We start from the raw sequence: 19,526 nt of genomic DNA, 5'->3' as shown, positions 1-19,526 counted from the left end.
TTGTTAGATGATTGATGTTTTGACAAACTTACTCCATTCTCATTTTTTCCCAACCTACTTCACGGTATTTTTTGAATAAAAATAGAGCCAAAGCCAATTGTATAAGCATAAAAACGCCAATCACGTAAGGTACTTGCATCATAAAATAATGGATAATGCCGATGATTCCCGCAAGAAAAACATAAGCCATATTTCGGATAAAACTTCCGCCGCCGTTTTTCTTAATTTCGGTCGAAAACGGCAGTTCGTTGCTCATGCCAATTGATAAAAGTAAATCAAGATTTGTGATTGTTAGCATTCCGAATAGTAAATCATCAAGCAAATTTACACCCCAAATAATTGATAAAACTATGCACAATAAAATGGTAATCGGTAAAAGAAATTTAACCAAGATAGCCCGAAGCGAGCCACTCAAAATTTCGCCAGGTTTGCTGATTGGAGCAAGTTCGTAGAGCCACGCCGCTTTAAAATCTTCCGATTGCGAAATTTGACTTCTGATTGTGAGCAGTACCGTCCCGCACAAATAAATCACTACAATTCCCATACCCGTTGATTCTCTGAGATGCTCAATTTGTTGTTGAAAACTACCTTCACTTCGCCCCGTGCCAACCATAAAAATTGGATAAATGAGTAAATAGGCTAAAGAAGGATAAATTCTGAGCTTGAATTTTCGGTCACGAGATGTGATTTTCCAAACAAATTCAAAAGCACCTCGTTCCATTGACGTTCCAGTAAAGATGCTGGACAAAGTCTCAGCCAGACCTTTTTCGGCAACTTTATTTGGTGTTTTTTCTTGGCGTTTGGCAATATCCATTCCTGCAATTTTCTGATTAAAAACTCCAGAGAAAATATTATTAACCAAGAAAACTACCATAAACGGCATGGTTAGGGTCAGAAAAAGAAACAGAAATTTAGTAGAATCAAATTCATGTTTGATGATCGTATTCATGCTATTTCCCATCCAAATTGGCGGAATGAGAAAATGCCACCATTGCACTTTTGTATCAACGCCATTCATTAAAGCTTCGATATTGACCAATCGAGCAACCAAACGATAGCCACCCATGAAAATAAATGTCAGTACGATTTGAAAACTATTTATGACATTCCGAAGGCGTTCTTCGCTCGTAAATTGCATCAAAACCAAATAAAAAATATTGGTCAGAAAAACTATCAAAATCAAACTTAATAGGCTGATTATTAGGAAAGAGATGGCTGCTAAAACCCCATGTTTGAGTATCGTGACGACCATGAACGGAATTGCCAAAGCGAGCATCATCGAAAGCAGATACATCAGAATATGCGTGATGCGGGCAATAAGCAGCGTGCGGTCGTCGATGGGACGAGGCAGCAAAACGGCATTATCATTGGAGTCAAGAATAACCGCCGAAAAATCAGTGATGAGCGTCATAGCCAGCATAAACATCATCATCGCAAAAACTAAAGAATAAACCGCAGTTATTGATGCCGAGAAATATATAAACACAGAAAAAGCACTGGCCATCAAGAAATACAAACCGAGTGTTAGAAAAAAAGTACCGTTTGACTCGCTTTGTTTTTTATTCCATTGATTAAATCGTGCTCGACGATTATCCATTTTGAGTTTTACCTCAACAATGGCCGCCAACTGCTCAAAATTTACACCCAATCGTAGAAAAATTGGGCGAAGCAAGAATAGTATTTTTATGTAGAAATTTATCATTTTGTGTAAGATGTGGAAATTTATCGGTTCATTACTTGAATAAATTCTTCAGCCAATTGAACGTGTTGGTTATTGCCCGTTAGCTGATTAAAAATCTGTTCAAGCGAACCCGTTTCTCGTTGAGATTTCAGTTCTTCAAAAGTACCATTCGCAATGATAGTTCCTTTATTGATAAGCACAATTCGGTCGGAGATTTTCTCGACAACATCCATGATATGCGAGCTATAAAAAATGGTTTTGCCAGCGTGCTTGAGTTGAGCAAGTATTTCTTTGACCAAAATCACGGCATTGGCGTCGAGCCCTGAGAGAGGTTCATCCAGAAATATCACTTCTGGGTTGTGCAAAATGCCCGAAATCAACAAAACTTTTTGTTTCATACCTTTCGAGAACGTAGTCATGCGGTCGTCTCTCTGGTCGTAAAGGGCAAACAGTCTGAGTAATTCGGTGGCTTTTTCTTCGATTTGGTCGGTTTCTAATTCGTATAAGCTTCCCAAAAATCGCAGATATTCCATTGGTGAAAGCGTATCGTACAAAGAAGCATTTTCGGGAACGTAGCCAATCAATCGCTTGACTTCCAGCGGATTAGCTTTTACGTCGAGTCCCATAACTTCTACGCTACCAGCATAGTCGGGAATCATTCCGATTAGGATTTTAATTGTTGTCGATTTTCCTGCTCCGTTTGGCCCGATATAGCCAATAATTTCGCCTGAATCAACCTCTAAATTAACATCTTTCAAGACCAAACTACTGCCATACGCCTTCTGTAAATTACTAATTTTGATTGCCTTCATTGTTGGATTAAAATAAATAGGTTGTGAAATAAAGATGAAATGTAGAAGATGGGTGTGAGATTTCCAACCAAAACATTGACAATCGGTTTGTTATCTTTCAAAAAACTTGTTTTTCTCTACACAGGTTTGCCGTTTGGCTTCGTTCAATAAAATTATACACAAAGTTCTTGACTCGTATTGATTTTTTTGGTAGGTTAGATTAATGAAAGTTCTTTGAAAGAGCAGATACAAGATAGAAAATAGAAGACGTGAGCGGATGTTGTCTTTAGGCTTTAGATTAATATCTTGAATCTCAGTAGTTTATGTAATTATTCACTCTAAATTAGTGTGTTATGAAGATTAATGTGCATGCAGTCCATTTCGACATCGACCCTAAATTGGTCGGATTTATCCAAAACAAATTAAACAAATTAGAAACCTTCTACGACAAATTTATTAGTGGTGAAGTTTTTCTGAAATTAGACAAAGGAGATAGTAATAAAATTCACAAAAAGCACATTGAAATCAAGTTAAGTGTTCCAGGAAACACCATTTTTGCAGAAGAAAAAGGCACAACGTTTGAAGAAGCCACCGATTTGGCACTTGAAGCTCTAAAATCACAGATAAAGAAATTTAAAGATAAAAGAAACGAAGTTGAACATAAAAAACGAGAAATTCCAGCAGAAGAAGAAGTTGTAGAAGACGATTTTTGATAAATAAAAGAGGGCGTAAATCTGATTGATTTACGCCCTCTTTTCGTTTTGGCTAAGTGTGGCACATTTTTGAAATATGCCACACTTCCGTTTGCAATGGGCTTATGCGATAAGCACCTACCTGCGTTTTACTTGATATATCTTTCGTTGCTCATTCGTCATTACTAAATCAGTATCATTTACATAAGCAATGGCTTCCAACTGGTTTCTGCCTACCTTTATACATGATTTGGGTTTAGAAAAATCAATTTTCCCGCCCGAAATTTCAAAAATATAGATTTTCCCGTAGGAAAGTAAAGCAAATTCCTTTCCATCTGGACTAACATCGGCCGAGGTTACTGGGCTTTTTAGGAAAATATTTTGTTCGGGCAAAAGGGCATAATCGCCTGCTTTATCGGGCAAACTATAAAGTTGCGTTTGGTGTTTCCGTGACCAATCTTTCGAGAATAAATACAATTTTCCACCGTACCAAAAAAACGCTTCGCAGTCAAAAATCTTATCTTTGGCTGGAAAATAGTCTTGGTCAGCGTAATGAAAAGTTATTTTTTCGGTTTTGCCGTTTCTAAACTTATAAATCGTTAGGTCTTTTCGGTTTTGGCCATTGTTTCCAAAATCGCCAACATAAATATTCCCTTTATCATCTTTGGTCAAATCTTCCCAATCAATGTTTTCTGAGTCATTGACCAAAAGTGTATCAAATACTCGACCTTGTTCACCAATCATGTATAATTCGGTATTACCACCACTATCATTGATTGTCCAATAATAATTTTCTTGCCATGCTTTTGCCAGCCCCGAACTTTCGTTGATGCACGTAGGCATTCGACCTGTTTTTGTTATCACATAATTGTTTTTTGCTCTTTGAAAACCACTTTTTTGTATTTCGCTGTGACAATTACAAGTAGCGATTTTGAGAGAAAACAAAAACATATAAAATTTGTAAAGGAACATAATATCGAAAGAGGTTTTCTAAATCAGAAAGAAAAGTTTGAAATTAGGTAACAAGTTAGTTAATTTTGAAAAAACCTGTCAATAAATTAAGAAAATATATCCCAAAGAAGACTTACTGTGTCAATGAAAACTTTCCAACAACCATTTTCGACTCGCCTTGCCTACGTACTGATTTCGTTGGTCATAATCATCTATGGAATGTATATCCTTAGAGACTTACTCATTCCATTAACCTTTGCGGGGGTCTTTGCACTGCTACTGCTACCTGTTTGTCAACTTCTTGAACGATGGCGTTTCCCTCGTTGGTTGGCTATTACGGCTGCTATTTTGCTTATGATTGGTGCGTTAATTTTGCTTTTCTATTTGGTTTATATACAAATAATGGATTTTGAAGAAATTTTACCACAATTGACCGAAAAAACCGAGAAATATTTCTCAGAAGTACAGACTTACATTCGTCGAAATTTCCATATTAGTAAAACCCAACAAAAAGCCGAAGGTAAAAAATATGTAACCGAGTTTCTGAAAAACAATAGCGATATTTTGGGTAATACACTCTCTACCACAACTGGCCTTTTGGGCAACTTGACACTTATTCCACTATATATATTCCTGATGTTGCTGTACCGTGATTTTATCAAGGCATTTTTCTACAAAGCTTTTAAATCGGTAAGTAGCCACCGGGTAAATGTAGTTTTGAAGAAAATCAAAAATGTGGTCATTGACTACATGGTGGGTTTGATAATGGTTATTGGAATTATCGGCATTCTGAATACAGTCGGACTTTATATTTTGGGCATCGACCATGCCATTTTCTTTGGCTTTTTAGCTTCTTTCTTGGTGCTTATTCCCTATATCGGTATTGCCATTGGTTCATTATTGCCAATTCTTTTCGCTCTAATAACTAAAGGACCAATCAGTGCGGTGGGTGTGGGTTCTCTGTTTTTTGCTATACAATTTTTAGAGGGAAATTTCATTACGCCTTACATTGTTGGCACAAAAGTGAGTATCAACTCGATGGCGGCCATTATCTCTCTAATACTTTTCAGCTCGCTTTGGGGAATGGGCGGTTTGGTTTTGGCATTGCCGCTAACAGCTATTATCAAAGTAATTTTCGATTCGATTGAAGGTTTAAAACCCTACGGCTTCCTACTCGGAGACGCTGACCATGCTGATGTTACTAAGTAGATTGGTTATTGGGGAACTGGTTATTCTTCGATAGCTTCGACTACGCTCAGCTACCGAAGAATACTACAACATCCCAATTTCGGTCAGAATTCTGGTGAATTCATCACTGATGGGTGCAGAAATATGGATGTTTTCGCTTGTAATTGGATGTATAAAACTCAGCTCGCTGGCATGAAGAAGCATTGTATTGAGTCCGAAACGCTCTTCAAACATTTTGTTGTGCTTGCATTCTCCGTAAGTTTTATCACCAATCAAATAATGACGTAATTGGGCAAAATGCCTTCTAATTTGGTGCATTCGGCCAGTTTCTGGCGTGATTTCGGCCAAAGAATACCGTGAAGTTGGGTAGCGGCTTACTTCGATTTCAAGTTCCACTTTTTTCAAACATCTGAAATGCGTAACGGCATCTTGGAGTGTGCCATTTTCTTTCGCCAGCGGTCGGTCGGCTGTGCCAGATTCGGGTAAATAGCCACGCACCAAAGCCAAATATTTTTTGTGGGTTGTATGATTTTCAAATTGCATTTTCACAGCTTTATCGGCTTCGGGAGTAAGAGCAAAAAGCAATACACCCGAAGTTTTACGGTCGATTCGGTGACACGGACTCACCCAACAATTGAGTTGGTCACGCAATAACTGTAATGCAAAAACACTTTCTTCGGCAGCGATTGACGAGCGATGTACCAATAAATTATGTGGCTTGTTGATAGCTACCAAATGTTCATCTTGGTAAAGAATAGGAAGTACGATGTCTTGCATTTATTTTAACTGAAAATTTATGCAAAGGTAAGGAAGATTTATTTAACGTTGATAATTAACGTCGGCATGGCTTCCAGCCATGCCGACGTTTAGAAGGGATGTGTTATATTTCTTGCCATTTGCTAAGTAGATTTTATTTTTTGCTGTTAATCTTTGTGCATCAAATCAAAAAAACTCTTTCTATGCACTTTCTTGATATAGTTCCCACTTTTGTTGGTCTTGCATTTTTGGCAACGACCATACTCACAATTTGGTTGTTTTTTAGAGCAACAAACTATTCAAAACAAAGCCTCGGAATCATTATTTCTTGGGCAATTCTGCACAGTCTATTCGCTCTAATTGGCTTATATTTAGATATTTCGGCCATTCCTCCACGAATCTTGCTTTCGCTTTTGCCCATTTTTATTTTTATAGGCAGACTTTTTAATACACAAAATGGAAAAGTATTTGTTGATAGTTTGAGCCTCGAAAAACTCACTTTGCTGCACATCGTCAGAGTGCCTGTTGAGATTGTATTATATTGGCTATTTCTGTATGGGACTATACCAGAATTAATGACTTTTGAAGGCCGAAATTTTGACATTTTGGCAGGAATCACTGCCCCGATTGTCTATTATTTTGTTTTTATCAAGAAATCCATGAGCAAAAAAATGCTTTTAGGCTGGAATATTGTTTGTCTTCTATTGCTTATCAATATCGTAGTAAATGCAATTTTATCTTCGCCTGTACCATTTCAAAAGTTTGCATTTGAGCAACCTAATATTGCTATACTTTATTTTCCGTTTAATCTACTGCCGAGTGTGGTTGTGCCGTTGGTGTTGTTTTCGCATTTGGTGGCGATTAGGCGGTTGTTGAAATAAAAACTTCCTAATTCAATTTCAATAATTCCGACCAAACTTCCCGAAAGTTTCATAACTTTCGGGAAGTTTTTAATTTTAATACGTCAAGTTTCACTACTACGCACTATGAGAATTCAGCTGTTTTTTATACTCACTTTATTCTCACTATTGCTGTTTGGCAAAACTCAAGCACAGTCTCAGAACCCACTAATTAACTCAGATACAACTGTTTACATAAACGTTGCAAAAGCGGGAAAACTACCTGAGTTTCCTTATGGAGAAAAAAGGTTTGGGCTTTATGTGAAGAAATATATGTGTCCGGCCTACAAAGCAAATAAGTTAAAAGGCTCTATTTTGTTTAGTTTTATTATTGAAAAAGATGGTTCGATAACTCATTCAAAAGTCGATGAACAATTCGGAGTACCCAAAGTTGTGCTACAAGACATTAAATGTGCCATTGATTGTATGCCATTTTGGAAACCAGCAATTTCGTGTATGACTTGCAAAGACAACGATTTTTCACTGCTCAGATACCAATATTACGGAAGTATTGACCAAGAAAAATGTTTATATTTTCCGAATGAAAATTTGAAATAGATTTATTTTAAACACCTAACCCAATGCCCCTAAAACCTACCCTAAAAATCGAAATTCTGGCGGGAGTTTCTACCTTCTTGGCCACGATGTATATTATTGTTGTCAATCCTGCCATTTTGAGTCAATCAGGAATGTCGTTTAATGGTGTGCTTACGGCCACCGTTTTGTTATCATTCTTTTGTAGTTTGATGATGGGGCTTTATGCCAAAAACCCAATCGTTGTTGCCCCAGGAATGGGAATGAACGCTTTTTTTACGTTTACTGCCGTCAAAGGCATGGGTATTTCGTGGCAAGTGGCTCTGGGAGCAGTATTTTGGGCAGGAATTATCTTTCTTTTACTATCAATTTTCAATGTTCGTACCCAAATCGTTAAGGCTATTCCGAAGCAATTACGCTACGCAATCTCGGCAGGAATCGGGCTTTTTATTACGCTCATTGGTTTTGCCAATGCCAAATTTATTGTACCAAATCCGGCCACGATGATTGGCATTGCGAGTCTGCACGACCCCATTATCATTACTTTTCTGATTGGATTGGCAATCACGATGATTATGCTCACGAGGCATATTCAAGGTGGAATCATCATCGGAATTTTACTGACAACGCTCATTGCTATTCCAATTGGCAGATGGTGGGGCGATGCCTCAGCTATCAATTTCGGACAAAAAACTTTGGTTACTTGGCAAGGAGTTTTTTCTGCACCTGATTTTAGTTTAATGTTGCAACTTGATATTATTAACTCGCTCAAAATAAGCCTTTTACCAGTTATTTTTGCTTTTGTCTTTACTGATTTATTCGATAGTCTTTCTACGTTTGTGGGCGTTGCCGAAGCAGCCGATTTATATGATGAAGATGGAGAACCTCGCAACATCAAACAATCGCTTCTGACCGATGCCGTGGCAACTACAATGGGCGGTTTGCTCGGTACAAGTCCAGGCACTGCATTTATTGAGTCGGCGGTGGGAATTAGTCAAGGAGGGCGAACAGGCGTAACAGCCATCACAGCGGGAATTTTGTTTTTGCCATTTATGTTTTTATCGCCACTTTTGAGCATTATTCCTGCTATTGCCACCGCTCCTGCTTTGATTGTGGTTGGTGTTTTGATGATGAAACCCGTCACAAAAGTCAATTGGGATAAACTCGACGATGCCATTCCTGCATTTTTGGCAATGGTACTTATTCCATTCACCTATTCAATTACACAAGGCATCATTTGGGGATTTTTATCATGGACGATTATCAAAGTCATCAACGGAAAAGCTAAAGAAGTTTCGTGGATGCTCATTATCATAGATATTTTTGCACTTTGGGCATTGTATTTGGGGCATTAAAAAAATGTAGAATTAAGAATGTAGAATTAAGAATTGAGAATGTAGAATTTTTATTGAATTACCCATTTTTTTGAGCTTTTATTTTAAGTATCTTTCTATGAAAATCAAATTTATATTTTTTGTATTATTCTCGTTATCAGCCACTTCGTTTGCCCAAAAAATTGCAATTTTAGGTGCGATGACCGAAGAAGTAGAATTACTTCAATCACAGTTGAAAGGGGTAAAAACTAAGGAAATCATGGGGTTTAAGTTCAAAACGGGCAAGCTCAACGGTAAAAAAGTAGTTTTGGCCGAAACTGGTATCGGAAAAGCGAATGCCAGTATCGTTACGGCATTAATTATCAAGCAATTTTCTCCAAAAACAATTATTTTTACAGGCGTTGCAGGTGCGGTAAGTCCTGATTTGAACCAAGGAGATATTCTGATTGGTAAAAGACTTTCGTACCACGATTATGGTCGATTGACAAACGATAGTTTGAAATTCTACCCTACTCGAAATCCGCATACGAAGCAGCTAAATCCGCAGTTTTTCTTGTCAGATTCTACCTTAGTTGCGGTGGCCAACCAAGTCGCAAAAGGCATCGAACTCAAGAAAATAACAGCAGATTCGCCCCAACCGAGAGTTTCGGCAGGAACTATCGTCACGGGTGACACGTTTGTAGCTTCAAGCGTGGCAGTGGCTGGTTTTAGGAGAAATTATCAAGCCGATGCTACCGAAATGGAAGGTGCAGCAGTTGCCCAAATCTGTTTTCAGCAAAATTTACCTTTCTTGATAATCCGAAGCATCAGCGATAAAGCCAATGAAGCCGCTCCTGCAGATTTTCAAACTTTCAAAAAAGTAGCTGCCGATAATTCAGCCATTTTAGTAAAAGCAATCATCAAAAATTTATAAAAACATTTCATGACTTACGATTTCGACGAACTCATTGACCGCACCAATACTGATAGTTTTAAATGGGATAAATATAAAGACCGTGACATTATTCCTCTTTGGGTGGCTGATATGGACTTTAAGGCCGCTCCGCCAATCTTAAAAGCCCTCGAAGATGTGACCAAACATGGCGTAATTGGCTATTCACACGAGCCAGATGAGTTGACAGCTGTAATTGTAAAACGCCTCGACGAACGCCATAACTGGAAAATTGAAAAAAATTGGATTGTCTATCTACCAGGGCTTGTGCCGGGGTTGACGCTCTCATGCATGGTTGTAGGCAACGAAGGCGACGAAATTATTACGACTGTACCTGTATATGGACCATTTATGAAAGCCCCCGAAGCAGCCAAAAAGAAACTCGTAAAGGTACAAATGAAGCTTGAGAACAATCGCTGGACGCTTGATTTTGATGCCATTCGTGCGGCAATCACGCCAAGTACACGTATGTTTATGTTGTGTAACCCGTATAATCCTGCGGGAACGGTTTTCACAAGAGAAGAACTTCAAACGCTATTAGATATTTGTACCGAACACAATATTGTGATTTGTGCTGACGAAATCCATTGTGATTTGATTTTAGATGAAAGCAAAAAGCACATTTCGATTGCTTCTTTGAGCAAAGAAGTTGAAAATCAAACGATTACGCTACTTTCACCAAGTAAAACTTTCAATATTGCGGGCTTGGGTGGCTCGTTTGCGGTAATTCCGAATGATGAAATTCGAGCAAAATTTGCCCATTTAAAATATATTGTAGAGCCGATGCCTTCGGCATATGCTTATCAGGCAGCTTTGGCCGCTTACCGTGATTGTGGCCAATGGCATGAGCAATTACTGGCTTATTTACGCAAAAACCACGATTATGTTTTGCAAGAAATGAATGCCATCAATGGCTTTAGTATGCAACCTCTCGAAGCTACTTATTTGGCTTGGATTGATACTCGTGAGAACGAGATTGAAAATATTACCGAAATACTCGAAAATGCAGGTGTAGGCATTTCGGATGGTGGTTTTTTCTTTGATGGTAAAGGTTTTATTCGTCTAAATTTTGGTACACAAATGCGACGTCTGGAAGCTGCCGTCTGGCGAATGAGAAAGGTACTTTGCTGATAATCAAATCGATGGCAGTTTAAAATAATAGAGAGAGAATTTGTTTTTAAATTTATTGCATACTAACTTCGTTAAATACTAAAACAAACAATTTCTTGTGAAATTTGTCTTAGTATTATAATATTTAATTGATAATTAACACTACTTGGTAGTTTATACTATAAAATGAGTACATTAGGGCCTATAAGTAAATCGTTAAACAGGGCAAGTACAGAGCCAATTCTCTCCCTGTATGACCAATACGGAGCAATGGCTTATGGTGTGATACTGCAAATAATTCCACAAGAACAACTCGCCCAAGAGGTACTCGTAGAGTTATTTAATGCATCTCCTTTATTAAACTGTGGCGATAATGTTAGTAATGCCATTTGTATTATTCGTAATGCTCGAATCAAAGCCATTGATTTTAAGAACCGTTTTAATTCATTAATAGCAAGAAATGAAGGAGAAAACCATTCAAGAAATGAATCTCTACCAAATAGAATATTTGATTTAGCCTTCAAGCAAGGCTTATCGCTCGAAATAATTGCTGTAAAACTGGGTTTATCAAAAGAAGATACCATGAAAGCCATCAGCCAACACGTTAAATCTTTTCGTAAATCTTAAAACTCTATAGAAGTGAATCCTCAAGCGTACATCGAAAGTGGTATTTTGGAAAGCTACATTCTGGGGTTGGTCTCTGACGAACAACAAAAAGATGTAGAAAAATATACTCAAAGTTATCCAGAAGTTTCGTTGGCTCTCAAAGACTTAGGGAATGTGATTAATACTCATTTTTCTGCAAGTATTCCGCCACCGAGCGTGCGTCAGCGTATCAAGGAATTCGACCATGATAGCTTAAAAAAATGGGATTTCAATGAGCAAAACCATTCAAAAAATGATACACGACAAGAAGAAGTTAAATATTTGGAGGTAGAAGTGAGCGATACACACCTACGTGTACACAAATACTGGCGACCTGCCTTCATTGCGGTTTTTGTTTTATCGAAAATATTTTTGGCGGCGGCTTTATACTTTTATTTTAAATCAGACTCGCTTAATAAAGAGAACCTGAAACTACAACAAGAAATAGAATTATTGAAAAAATAATTTCAATAATTCTACTTTTTCAACAATGCACGAACTCGAACCCACCTACAACTGGCGAAAATATTACATTAGTGAAGCCGATAAAAAATCGCCTTTCTACGGCCGAACCTACGGCAATAATTACCAAAATACTATTTACGGCTATTATATTGACCCAAATTGGGACGAAATTGGCTCGGAAACACTCTACTGTAAAATTCTGATGGTCGATTATGCGGCACAATATGCAGTTATCGAACTTTTTGGCGAATGGAATGACACCCTTCACAACGACATCATGTTTTTGAAACGAACCGTAATTGATTATTTGGTGAATAAGGGCATCAATCAATACATTCTCATTGGTGAAAATATCTTACAGTTTCATGGTGGCGAGCAAGATTACTACGAAGAATGGTTTGAAGATATTGAAGATGGCTGGATTGCGGCCGTTAGTTTCAGAGATTTTATCTTGGAGGAATTCAAACGTTATCACCTTGATTCATACATCAATTTTGGTGGTACATTACAAATCGATGATTGGCGAACCATGAAACCGAGTTTGTTTTATGAACTCATAAAAGGATTAATAAAGAGACGATTGAATTGAGTCATTCAGGTAAATAAATAATTATAGCGGTCGGTAATTAATTGCTCGCATATTTAGAAAATACTGCTAAGAGAAGTACCTCAACTACGCTCACAATACGCAAAAAATACATCTGAAACAACTTGTTAAATTGGTATTCTATCTTTAATCAAGTATCTCAATTTTTCCAAAATCACATCTACTTATTTTAAAGAAAACAATCAAAAACAAGGTATTTTAACGCTGTTTTTTTGAAGAATGTAAGAAATGAGCTAAAGAATGTCATTTTTGAGCTAATAGAATACACTCTTTCACCTCTACTTTTGGGCAGTAATTAATTAATAATTATTTGCCATGAATCAGGAACCATTACTACACATCGGTGGGAGGCTCAAAGTAGCTCCTAAAAACATACGCTTACTGAAAGCTGAAATCAATTATACCCAAATTTATCTCGAAGATGGTAGCACACTGCTATCTTCTATCACACTCGGAATTTTAGAAAAACGCCTGCAAGATTTTCCGTTTTTTAGACCTAATCGTTCGGTATTAATCAATCTTGATTATGTAGTTGATTTTGAAGCAGCTTCAGCACAAATCAAAATGGAAAACAACGAAACCTTCAAGATTTCGAGAAGACGCACGAAGCACTTTTACAGTATCTCTAACCCAAAATAAAAAACAAATGTCCTTTCGTTGTAGAAAGATGGAAAGGTGGAGAGAGTTTTCTTCCGAGAACTCCTCTCCTCTTTCTTGAAGACTATCACACGATTTTGAACCTTAAATTTTTCTACCAATGAAAAAAATCTTTTATTTTTTAGTGGCTTTGACGATAAGCCATAAACTTTTAGCCCAAACCAAAACATGGACGGGAGCTACCAGCACCAACTGGGCAACTGCCAGCAACTGGTCGCCGAGTGGTGTGCCTACTACAACCGACATTGTTTCTATTCCCAATGTTACCAACAAACCCATTATTACAAGTGGCACAACTGCAACTGGCCAATATATTACTATTCAAGCATCATCAAGTTTAACTGTCAATAGTGGTGGCACATTGAGTATGTTAAATGTACCTTATAATGCTTCTGGAAGGGCAGTTGATATTGATATTTTCACCGGTGCATCGTTAACTAACAATGGGACAATAACCTTATCAAACGCAAATAGTAGTGGTAGTAGTAATGCTGCAATAAGTGTGGGTCCTCAAGCAACATTCAATAATAATGGTACAGCTGACCTAAGTTCTCCTACCTTTTACGTCCTTTATTTAGATGGTCCCAATGCTACAGCAAATAATAATGCAGCGGGTATAATCAACGTATCAAGTGGTTTTGCTGCTATTTTGGGTTCTGCTAGCTCTGGTGCTGGCAACGTTATGAATAATTATGGTACAATTAATAATACGGGAGCATCTTATATATTTTTCGGTGGTACAACATATACTTCTACTTTTAATAACTCAGGAACATTGAATAATAGCGGTGGTTCTGGGATTTACTTGTATGGTAAAGGAACGTTTAATAATTTGGTTTGTGGTAAAGTATTAATGACTTCAGGAGATTTTAATAATTCTCAGGCTGGTTCTGTTACAACTAATGCTGGGCTTATACAGCTATCAGGTACACTCGATAACACTTCTGGTTCATTCACTAATAGTGGCGGTGGGGTTTTAAAGTATGGTAGTATTACAGGTACAATAACGAATAATAATGCTTCTTTAAAGGTAAATGATAATCCTACCAATTCTACAATTTTTACTTACACAGGCACTTTTACGGGTACGGTCAATGGAATTTTTACAAACTCAACTGCTACAACCTCAGCAGGTACATTTACTGCTCCCAATAACTTTACGCCATCAGGAACTCTACCAGCGGGTTCGCAAACGCTTTATGCCAAAATTACACCAAGTGGTGGAGCTTGTAATTATGTGGTGCCGTTTACTTATAACAATGTAGTATTATTGCCCGAAATCAACGTAAAAGGGAATAATACTTCTATCACAGACGGCGATGTAACCCCAAGCACTACCGACCACACTGATTTTGGTTCGGTAAATGTATCATCAGGAACGGTGGTAAGAACTTTTACCATTGAAAATACTGGGACAGGAACATTGAATATAAGTTCAATAAGTACTGGAAATAGCGAATTTACAGTTGGGGGAATCACATTACCTACTACCATTGCAGCAAATGGTTCAACTACATTTACCGTAACTTTCGACCCTTCGGCAAGTGGAGCAAGAACAGCTACGGTGAGTATTGGCAATGATGATTCTAACGAAAATCCTTATACATTTGCCGTGCAAGGGACGGGTAGCACTACTTGTACAGATATACCACTTTCAACAACATTCTCCGCCAATAATGGTGCAAGAGGCATCATGTTTAATTTATCAACAAGTAATAATGCTATTAATTTAAACCGTTTTGATTTGAATATTTTTCCAGGGGGAAATCGTGAATTTGAAATTTATTACAAGGTCGGTAGTTACGTAGGTTCAGAAGAAAATGCAGGCGATTGGACTCTTATAGGAGCGGCTACGGTCACAAGTTTAGGGTCAAATGTCCCTACTCCATTTCCCTTGGTATTAAATCTTAACATACCCGCAAATACTACATATGGTTTTTATATTACAAATTCAACATACGATAGTGGTGTAAATTACGTAAGTGGCAGTACACCGCCAACTTTTACCGATGGTATTGTATCAATTTCTGGAGGTGTAGGAAAAGACTATCCTTTCGCAACCACCTTTACTCCAAGAACCCCGAGTGTAATTGCTCATTATATTTTGGGAAATAGCCCCGCACCAACTGCTGTTTCGGTGAGTAATACAAATGTCTGTTCTGGTTCTCCTGTTACATTAAATGCCACTTGCTCTTCTGGGACTCTTACTTGGTATAATCAATCAGTAGGAGGAACTGCCTTGGGGACAGGAACAGGGTTGGTACAAAATCCAACCAGTACTACCACTTACTATGCAGCTTGTGTGATAGACGACTGTGTCAATAACAGAGTGGCGACCTCTCAGGTTGTTGTGGCGAACTGTCCCGAAATCAACCTCAAAGGTAATAGTGTATCTATTGTAAATGGTAATGCCACACCATCAACTACCGACCACACTGATTTTGGTTCGGTAAATGTATCATCAGGAACAATTGTCAGAACTTTTACCATTGAAAATACTGGAACAGGAACATTGAATATAAGTTCAATAAGTACAGGAAACAGCGAATTTACCGTTGGAGGAATCACATTACCTGCTACCATTGCGGCAAATGGTTCAACTACATTTACCGTAACTTTCGACCCATCAGCAGGTGGAAATAGAACTGCTACGGTAAGTATCGCCAATAATGATTCTGACGAAAACCCTTATACTTTTGCTATTCAAGGGACGGGTAACACTACCTGTACCCAAGTAGCCACCGCCACCGAAACCATGACTTGGAATGGCTCTGTAAGCACCGATTGGAGTAATCCTTGCAACTGGACACCCAATGGTGTGCCTACGGCTACAAATCCTGTTTGGATAGTCGGAGTTGGAATGAATGTTGTCATCGGTAGTGCTACCACTGCTTATGCCAAAACCTTAACAATGTCTGGAAATATCGCTTCTGTTGCCAATCTAACCAACAATGGTACTCTTCTATTGGGTGCCAATGAAACCAGTGTTGCAACATCACTATTACAGCAGTATGCCACAATTACCAACAATGGCCTCATTGCCTTAGAAACCTCAACGGGGGGAACTGTTAACGCAGATTTTAGAATGAATTTTGATGTTTGTACCCTCAATAATAACGGTATTTTAAGAATTAATTCAACCCGTTCTACAGTGGCCGATATTGGCACTGGCGGCTCAATTGGTGGTATTGCCACCATCAATAATGCAGCTTGTGCAAAGGTTATCGTTCTTGCAGGAGCGTTTGTGATGAATTCTTCTTCGACGTTCAATAACTCTGGATTATTTCGTACCAATGGCAACCTGAATTTGATAACTCCATTCAACAATCAAGCGGGCGGAGTTTTGTATGTAGGCGGAACCGTTGGTTTAAATGCCGTCATTAATTCGAGTTCGGGTGCTGTAAGAGTAAATAATAACCCAACAAATTCTACCATCTTTACGTATCAAGGTACTTTCACTGGTACGGTCAATGGCATTTTTACAAATGAAGCCGCTACTACCTCAGCGGGTACATTTACTTCACCCAATACATTTGCACCTTCGGGTTCATTGCCAGGAGGTTCGCAAACACTCTATGCTAAAATAACACCAAGTGGTGGGGCATGTAATTATGTCGTGCCGTTTACCTACGTAAATTGTACGGCAACAGCCAGTATTTCCTACACTGGTTCACCCTTTTGTAAAACAGCCAGTCCAGTAAGTGTCACCCAAACAGGTACATCGGGCGGTACTTTCACTTCAAACCCAGCAGGTTTAAGTTTGAGTAGTTCGGGGCAAATCACACCAAGTACTTCAACAGCTGGTGCCTATACAATTACATATACCATTGCAGCCAGTGGTGGGTGTGCATCAGTAACAGCAACAACCAGCGTTATTATCAATGATGCCCCAACTGTCAGTTTTTCATATCCATCGGCAGCCATTTGTAAAAGTGCAGGTACAACGGATATTACTCGCATAGGCACACCATCAAGTGGCGGAACTTTCTCGTCAAGTCCGTCAGGATTGACAATTAATTCTGGCTCAGGGAGAATCACACCAAGCTCCAGCACAGCAGGAAGCTATACCGTAACACTCACAATCCCAGCGTCGGGTGGATGCCCTATCTATACAACAACAACTGCCCTTACAATTACTGCTGAGCCAAGTGCAACCATTGGCTATGCAGCCAGTGGGTATTGTACAACTGCTGGTGTTCAGAATATTATTCGTAATGGTACATCGGGCGGAACATACGCTGCCACTCCAGCAGGATTAAGCATTGATACCAATACGGGGCAAATCACGCCAAGTACGAGTAATCCAGGTAATTATACCGTTGTTTACACCATTCCAGCTACTGGTGGATGCAGCCAATTTCAAGCAAGTGATATTGTTTCTATTGGCTCACCTGCCAACGCCACAATTGCCTACGCTGCCAGTGGTTTTTGTAGTACGGATAGTCCAAAAAGTGTCAATCGAAACGGAACTGCTGGGGGTACGTTTAGTTCTGCTCCTGCTGGTTTAAGTATTAGTTCGAGTAATGGTCTAATCACGCCAAGCAGTAGTTCAGCAGGAACTTATATCGTTACTTATAGCATCGCCGCAACCAATGGCTGTCCAGCATTCACCACTACCACAAGTGTGGCTATCTCTACACCCCCAAATGCTACGATAAGCTATACAGGTTCACCATTTTGCGGAGTTTCTACACCGATTAATGTTAGCAGAACCGGTACAACAGGCGGAATATTTAGTTCAAGTCCTGCGGGGTTATCAATCAACCCAAGTACGGGACAAATTACGCCAAGTAGTAGCACAGCAGGCACTTATACCGTTACGTATTCCGTTTCAAGCCATTGCCCATTATTTACAACTACTGCCAGCGTAGCACTGAGTAGCCAACCAAGCGTACCAACGAATGTTAGCACGAGTTCAAATTTACTTTGTGGTGGAGCAAGTGTTACCTTATCGGCTACTTGTGCTTCGGGTACAGTAACATGGTACAATCAAGCCACTGGAGGAACTTCCATAGGCACGGGGCAATCATTTGTACAAACCCCTACCGCAACCACAACTTATTATGTAAATTGTAATAACGGAATCTGTGAAAGTAACCGTATTGCCACAAATCCAGTGGTGATAGAAAGGGATAACGGCGGAATCAGTACGCCTTATACCAATGCTTCATTTGTTACACAAAACAATTTGTATTACAATAAAATTACGCTCACAAAAGGAATCAGAGCTGACTCAATGAAGGTTTTGGTATTAGATGGTGGACTTGGAGTACAAGGTAATTCAAGAATAAAATTTGCCATCTACTCGGACCTAAACGGTGAACCGAATACACTTTTAGCAAGTTCGGATGGTAATGCTGCAGAAAATGCACCATTCTTAGTAGAAGGTTTAAATAAATTCAGACTCAATACTCCTACCTATTTAAGTTGTGGAACATACTGGGTTTCATACGTAATCAGTAACCCAGAATCAATTGCTGCCAATTTCCAAAATGGTGACCCTGTGCCTGACTCAGACACAAAATATTCGCCATTTACCTTCGGGAATGCCTTCCCAACGGTTAATAATCTTACAAAATCTACTAATGGGTTTGCCTACAATGTCTATTTCTCTGGAGCGGCCGATTGTCAAATTGTAGCTCCTACGGTGAATCAGAATGTTAATGTTTGTAGTGGAAGTTCGGCAACACTCACGGCAACTTGTTCTACTGGAACAGTTACATGGTACACCTCGGCAACGGCGAGTACAGGCACTGCGAATTCTCCGTTTATTACTCCAATCATTAATGGAAATACAAGTTATTATGTGGCATGTGTGTCGGGTAATTGTGCAAGTTCAAGAACCCAAGTAAATCTCATATCATTAGTACCGCCGAACGTCCAAATTGCTGGTTCAAATAATTTATCTTGTAGCACTACAAACGTTACAAGAACCGCATCGGGTGGTGGTACTTACCTTTGGAGCAATGGTTTGGGAACTAATGCAACTGCAACTATCACAGCAGCAGGAACTTATACTGTTACCGTAACTGGTACGAATGGTTGTACAGCAACAGCTACCACAATCGTAACCAATGATGGAAGTTTACCAAATATCCAAATTACTGGTTCTGATAATCTATCTTGTGCTACTACAAGCGTTATTCGCACAGCAAGTGGTGGTGGTTCGTATCTTTGGTCTAATGGACTCGGTACAAACGCAACAGCTACTATTACAGCAGCAGGCACTTATACTGTCACCGTTACAGGAACGAATGGTTGTACGGCAACTGCTACTACGACTGT

The 19,526-nt window shown here is 38.9% G+C and carries 16 protein-coding genes; 12 read left to right on the top strand and 4 right to left on the bottom strand.

The window, feature by feature from the left end; translation table 11 throughout:
• Positions 1–28: 28 nt before the first annotated feature.
• Together ABR854_RS10890 and ABR854_RS10885 are read right to left on the bottom strand one after the other, a co-directional pair.
• Positions 29–1,702, bottom strand: a complete 1,674-nt coding sequence (locus ABR854_RS10890; protein ID WP_350265427.1) for a hypothetical protein — start codon at positions 1,700–1,702, stop codon at positions 29–31.
• Between the two features lie 20 nt (positions 1,703–1,722).
• Entirely contained in the window at positions 1,723–2,493 is a 771-nt protein-coding gene (locus ABR854_RS10885; protein WP_350265426.1) for an ABC transporter ATP-binding protein, read from the bottom strand.
• Between the two features lie 332 nt (positions 2,494–2,825).
• Here ABR854_RS10885 and hpf point away from each other — a divergent pair, with 332 nt between their 5' ends.
• Positions 2,826–3,185 (top strand): ribosome hibernation-promoting factor, HPF/YfiA family, encoded by a 360-nt coding sequence (gene hpf, locus ABR854_RS10880; RefSeq protein ID WP_350265425.1) that lies wholly within the window; start codon positions 2,826–2,828, stop codon positions 3,183–3,185.
• A gap of 117 nt (positions 3,186–3,302) precedes the next feature.
• Here hpf and ABR854_RS10875 read toward each other — a convergent pair whose 3' ends face one another.
• The gene (locus tag ABR854_RS10875) at positions 3,303–4,028 is read right to left on the bottom strand and encodes a hypothetical protein (protein WP_350265424.1); all 726 of its coding nucleotides are present in this window, start codon (positions 4,026–4,028) and stop codon (positions 3,303–3,305) included.
• A gap of 231 nt (positions 4,029–4,259) precedes the next feature.
• Between ABR854_RS10875 and ABR854_RS10870 the strand changes: the two genes are divergently transcribed.
• Positions 4,260–5,324, top strand: a complete 1,065-nt coding sequence (locus ABR854_RS10870) for an AI-2E family transporter (protein ID WP_350265423.1) — start codon at positions 4,260–4,262, stop codon at positions 5,322–5,324.
• A 63-nt stretch (positions 5,325–5,387) separates the two neighbouring features.
• Here the strand turns inward: ABR854_RS10870 and ABR854_RS10865 are convergent, their stop codons facing one another.
• Positions 5,388–6,080, bottom strand: coding sequence for a pseudouridine synthase (locus ABR854_RS10865; RefSeq protein ID WP_350265422.1), 693 nt, complete (start codon positions 6,078–6,080; stop codon positions 5,388–5,390).
• A gap of 182 nt (positions 6,081–6,262) precedes the next feature.
• Between ABR854_RS10865 and ABR854_RS10860 the strand changes: the two genes are divergently transcribed.
• From ABR854_RS10860 to ABR854_RS10815, 10 genes are all read left to right on the top strand, one after another.
• Positions 6,263–6,940 (top strand): DUF8737 domain-containing protein, encoded by a 678-nt coding sequence (locus ABR854_RS10860; protein ID WP_350265421.1) that lies wholly within the window; start codon positions 6,263–6,265, stop codon positions 6,938–6,940.
• Positions 6,941–7,045: 105 nt separating this feature from the next.
• Complete coding sequence (locus ABR854_RS10855; RefSeq protein WP_350265420.1) at positions 7,046–7,516, top strand: hypothetical protein; 471 nt, start codon at positions 7,046–7,048, stop codon at positions 7,514–7,516.
• Between the two features lie 23 nt (positions 7,517–7,539).
• On the top strand, positions 7,540–8,847 hold the full coding sequence (locus tag ABR854_RS10850) for an NCS2 family permease (protein WP_350265419.1): 1,308 nt from the start codon (positions 7,540–7,542) through the stop codon (positions 8,845–8,847).
• A gap of 97 nt (positions 8,848–8,944) precedes the next feature.
• Entirely contained in the window at positions 8,945–9,739 is a 795-nt protein-coding gene (locus tag ABR854_RS10845; protein WP_350265418.1) for a 5'-methylthioadenosine/adenosylhomocysteine nucleosidase, read from the top strand.
• Between the two features lie 9 nt (positions 9,740–9,748).
• Positions 9,749–10,888, top strand: coding sequence for a MalY/PatB family protein (locus ABR854_RS10840; RefSeq protein WP_350265417.1), 1,140 nt, complete (start codon positions 9,749–9,751; stop codon positions 10,886–10,888).
• A gap of 165 nt (positions 10,889–11,053) precedes the next feature.
• Positions 11,054–11,494, top strand: a complete 441-nt coding sequence (locus ABR854_RS10835) for a hypothetical protein (protein ID WP_350265416.1) — start codon at positions 11,054–11,056, stop codon at positions 11,492–11,494.
• Positions 11,495–11,506: 12 nt separating this feature from the next.
• A complete protein-coding gene (locus ABR854_RS10830) occupies positions 11,507–11,977 on the top strand; it encodes a hypothetical protein (RefSeq protein WP_350265415.1) in 471 nt (156 codons plus the stop codon).
• A gap of 25 nt (positions 11,978–12,002) precedes the next feature.
• Complete coding sequence (locus ABR854_RS10825) at positions 12,003–12,566, top strand: hypothetical protein (protein ID WP_350265414.1); 564 nt, start codon at positions 12,003–12,005, stop codon at positions 12,564–12,566.
• A gap of 333 nt (positions 12,567–12,899) precedes the next feature.
• Positions 12,900–13,223: a LytR/AlgR family response regulator transcription factor gene (locus ABR854_RS10820; protein WP_350265413.1), complete on the top strand. Its 324-nt coding sequence runs from the start codon at positions 12,900–12,902 to the stop codon at positions 13,221–13,223.
• 118 nt (positions 13,224–13,341) lie between these two features.
• A partial coding sequence (locus ABR854_RS10815; RefSeq protein WP_350265412.1) for a beta strand repeat-containing protein occupies positions 13,342–19,526 on the top strand: 6,185 nt, incomplete at its 3' end.

This window comes from Emticicia sp. W12TSBA100-4, from assembly GCF_040253585.1.
Classification (GTDB): domain Bacteria; phylum Bacteroidota; class Bacteroidia; order Cytophagales; family Spirosomataceae; genus Emticicia.
The sequence above is the reverse complement of the archived record's forward strand: the minus strand, read 5'-3'. Positions and strand labels throughout refer to the sequence as shown.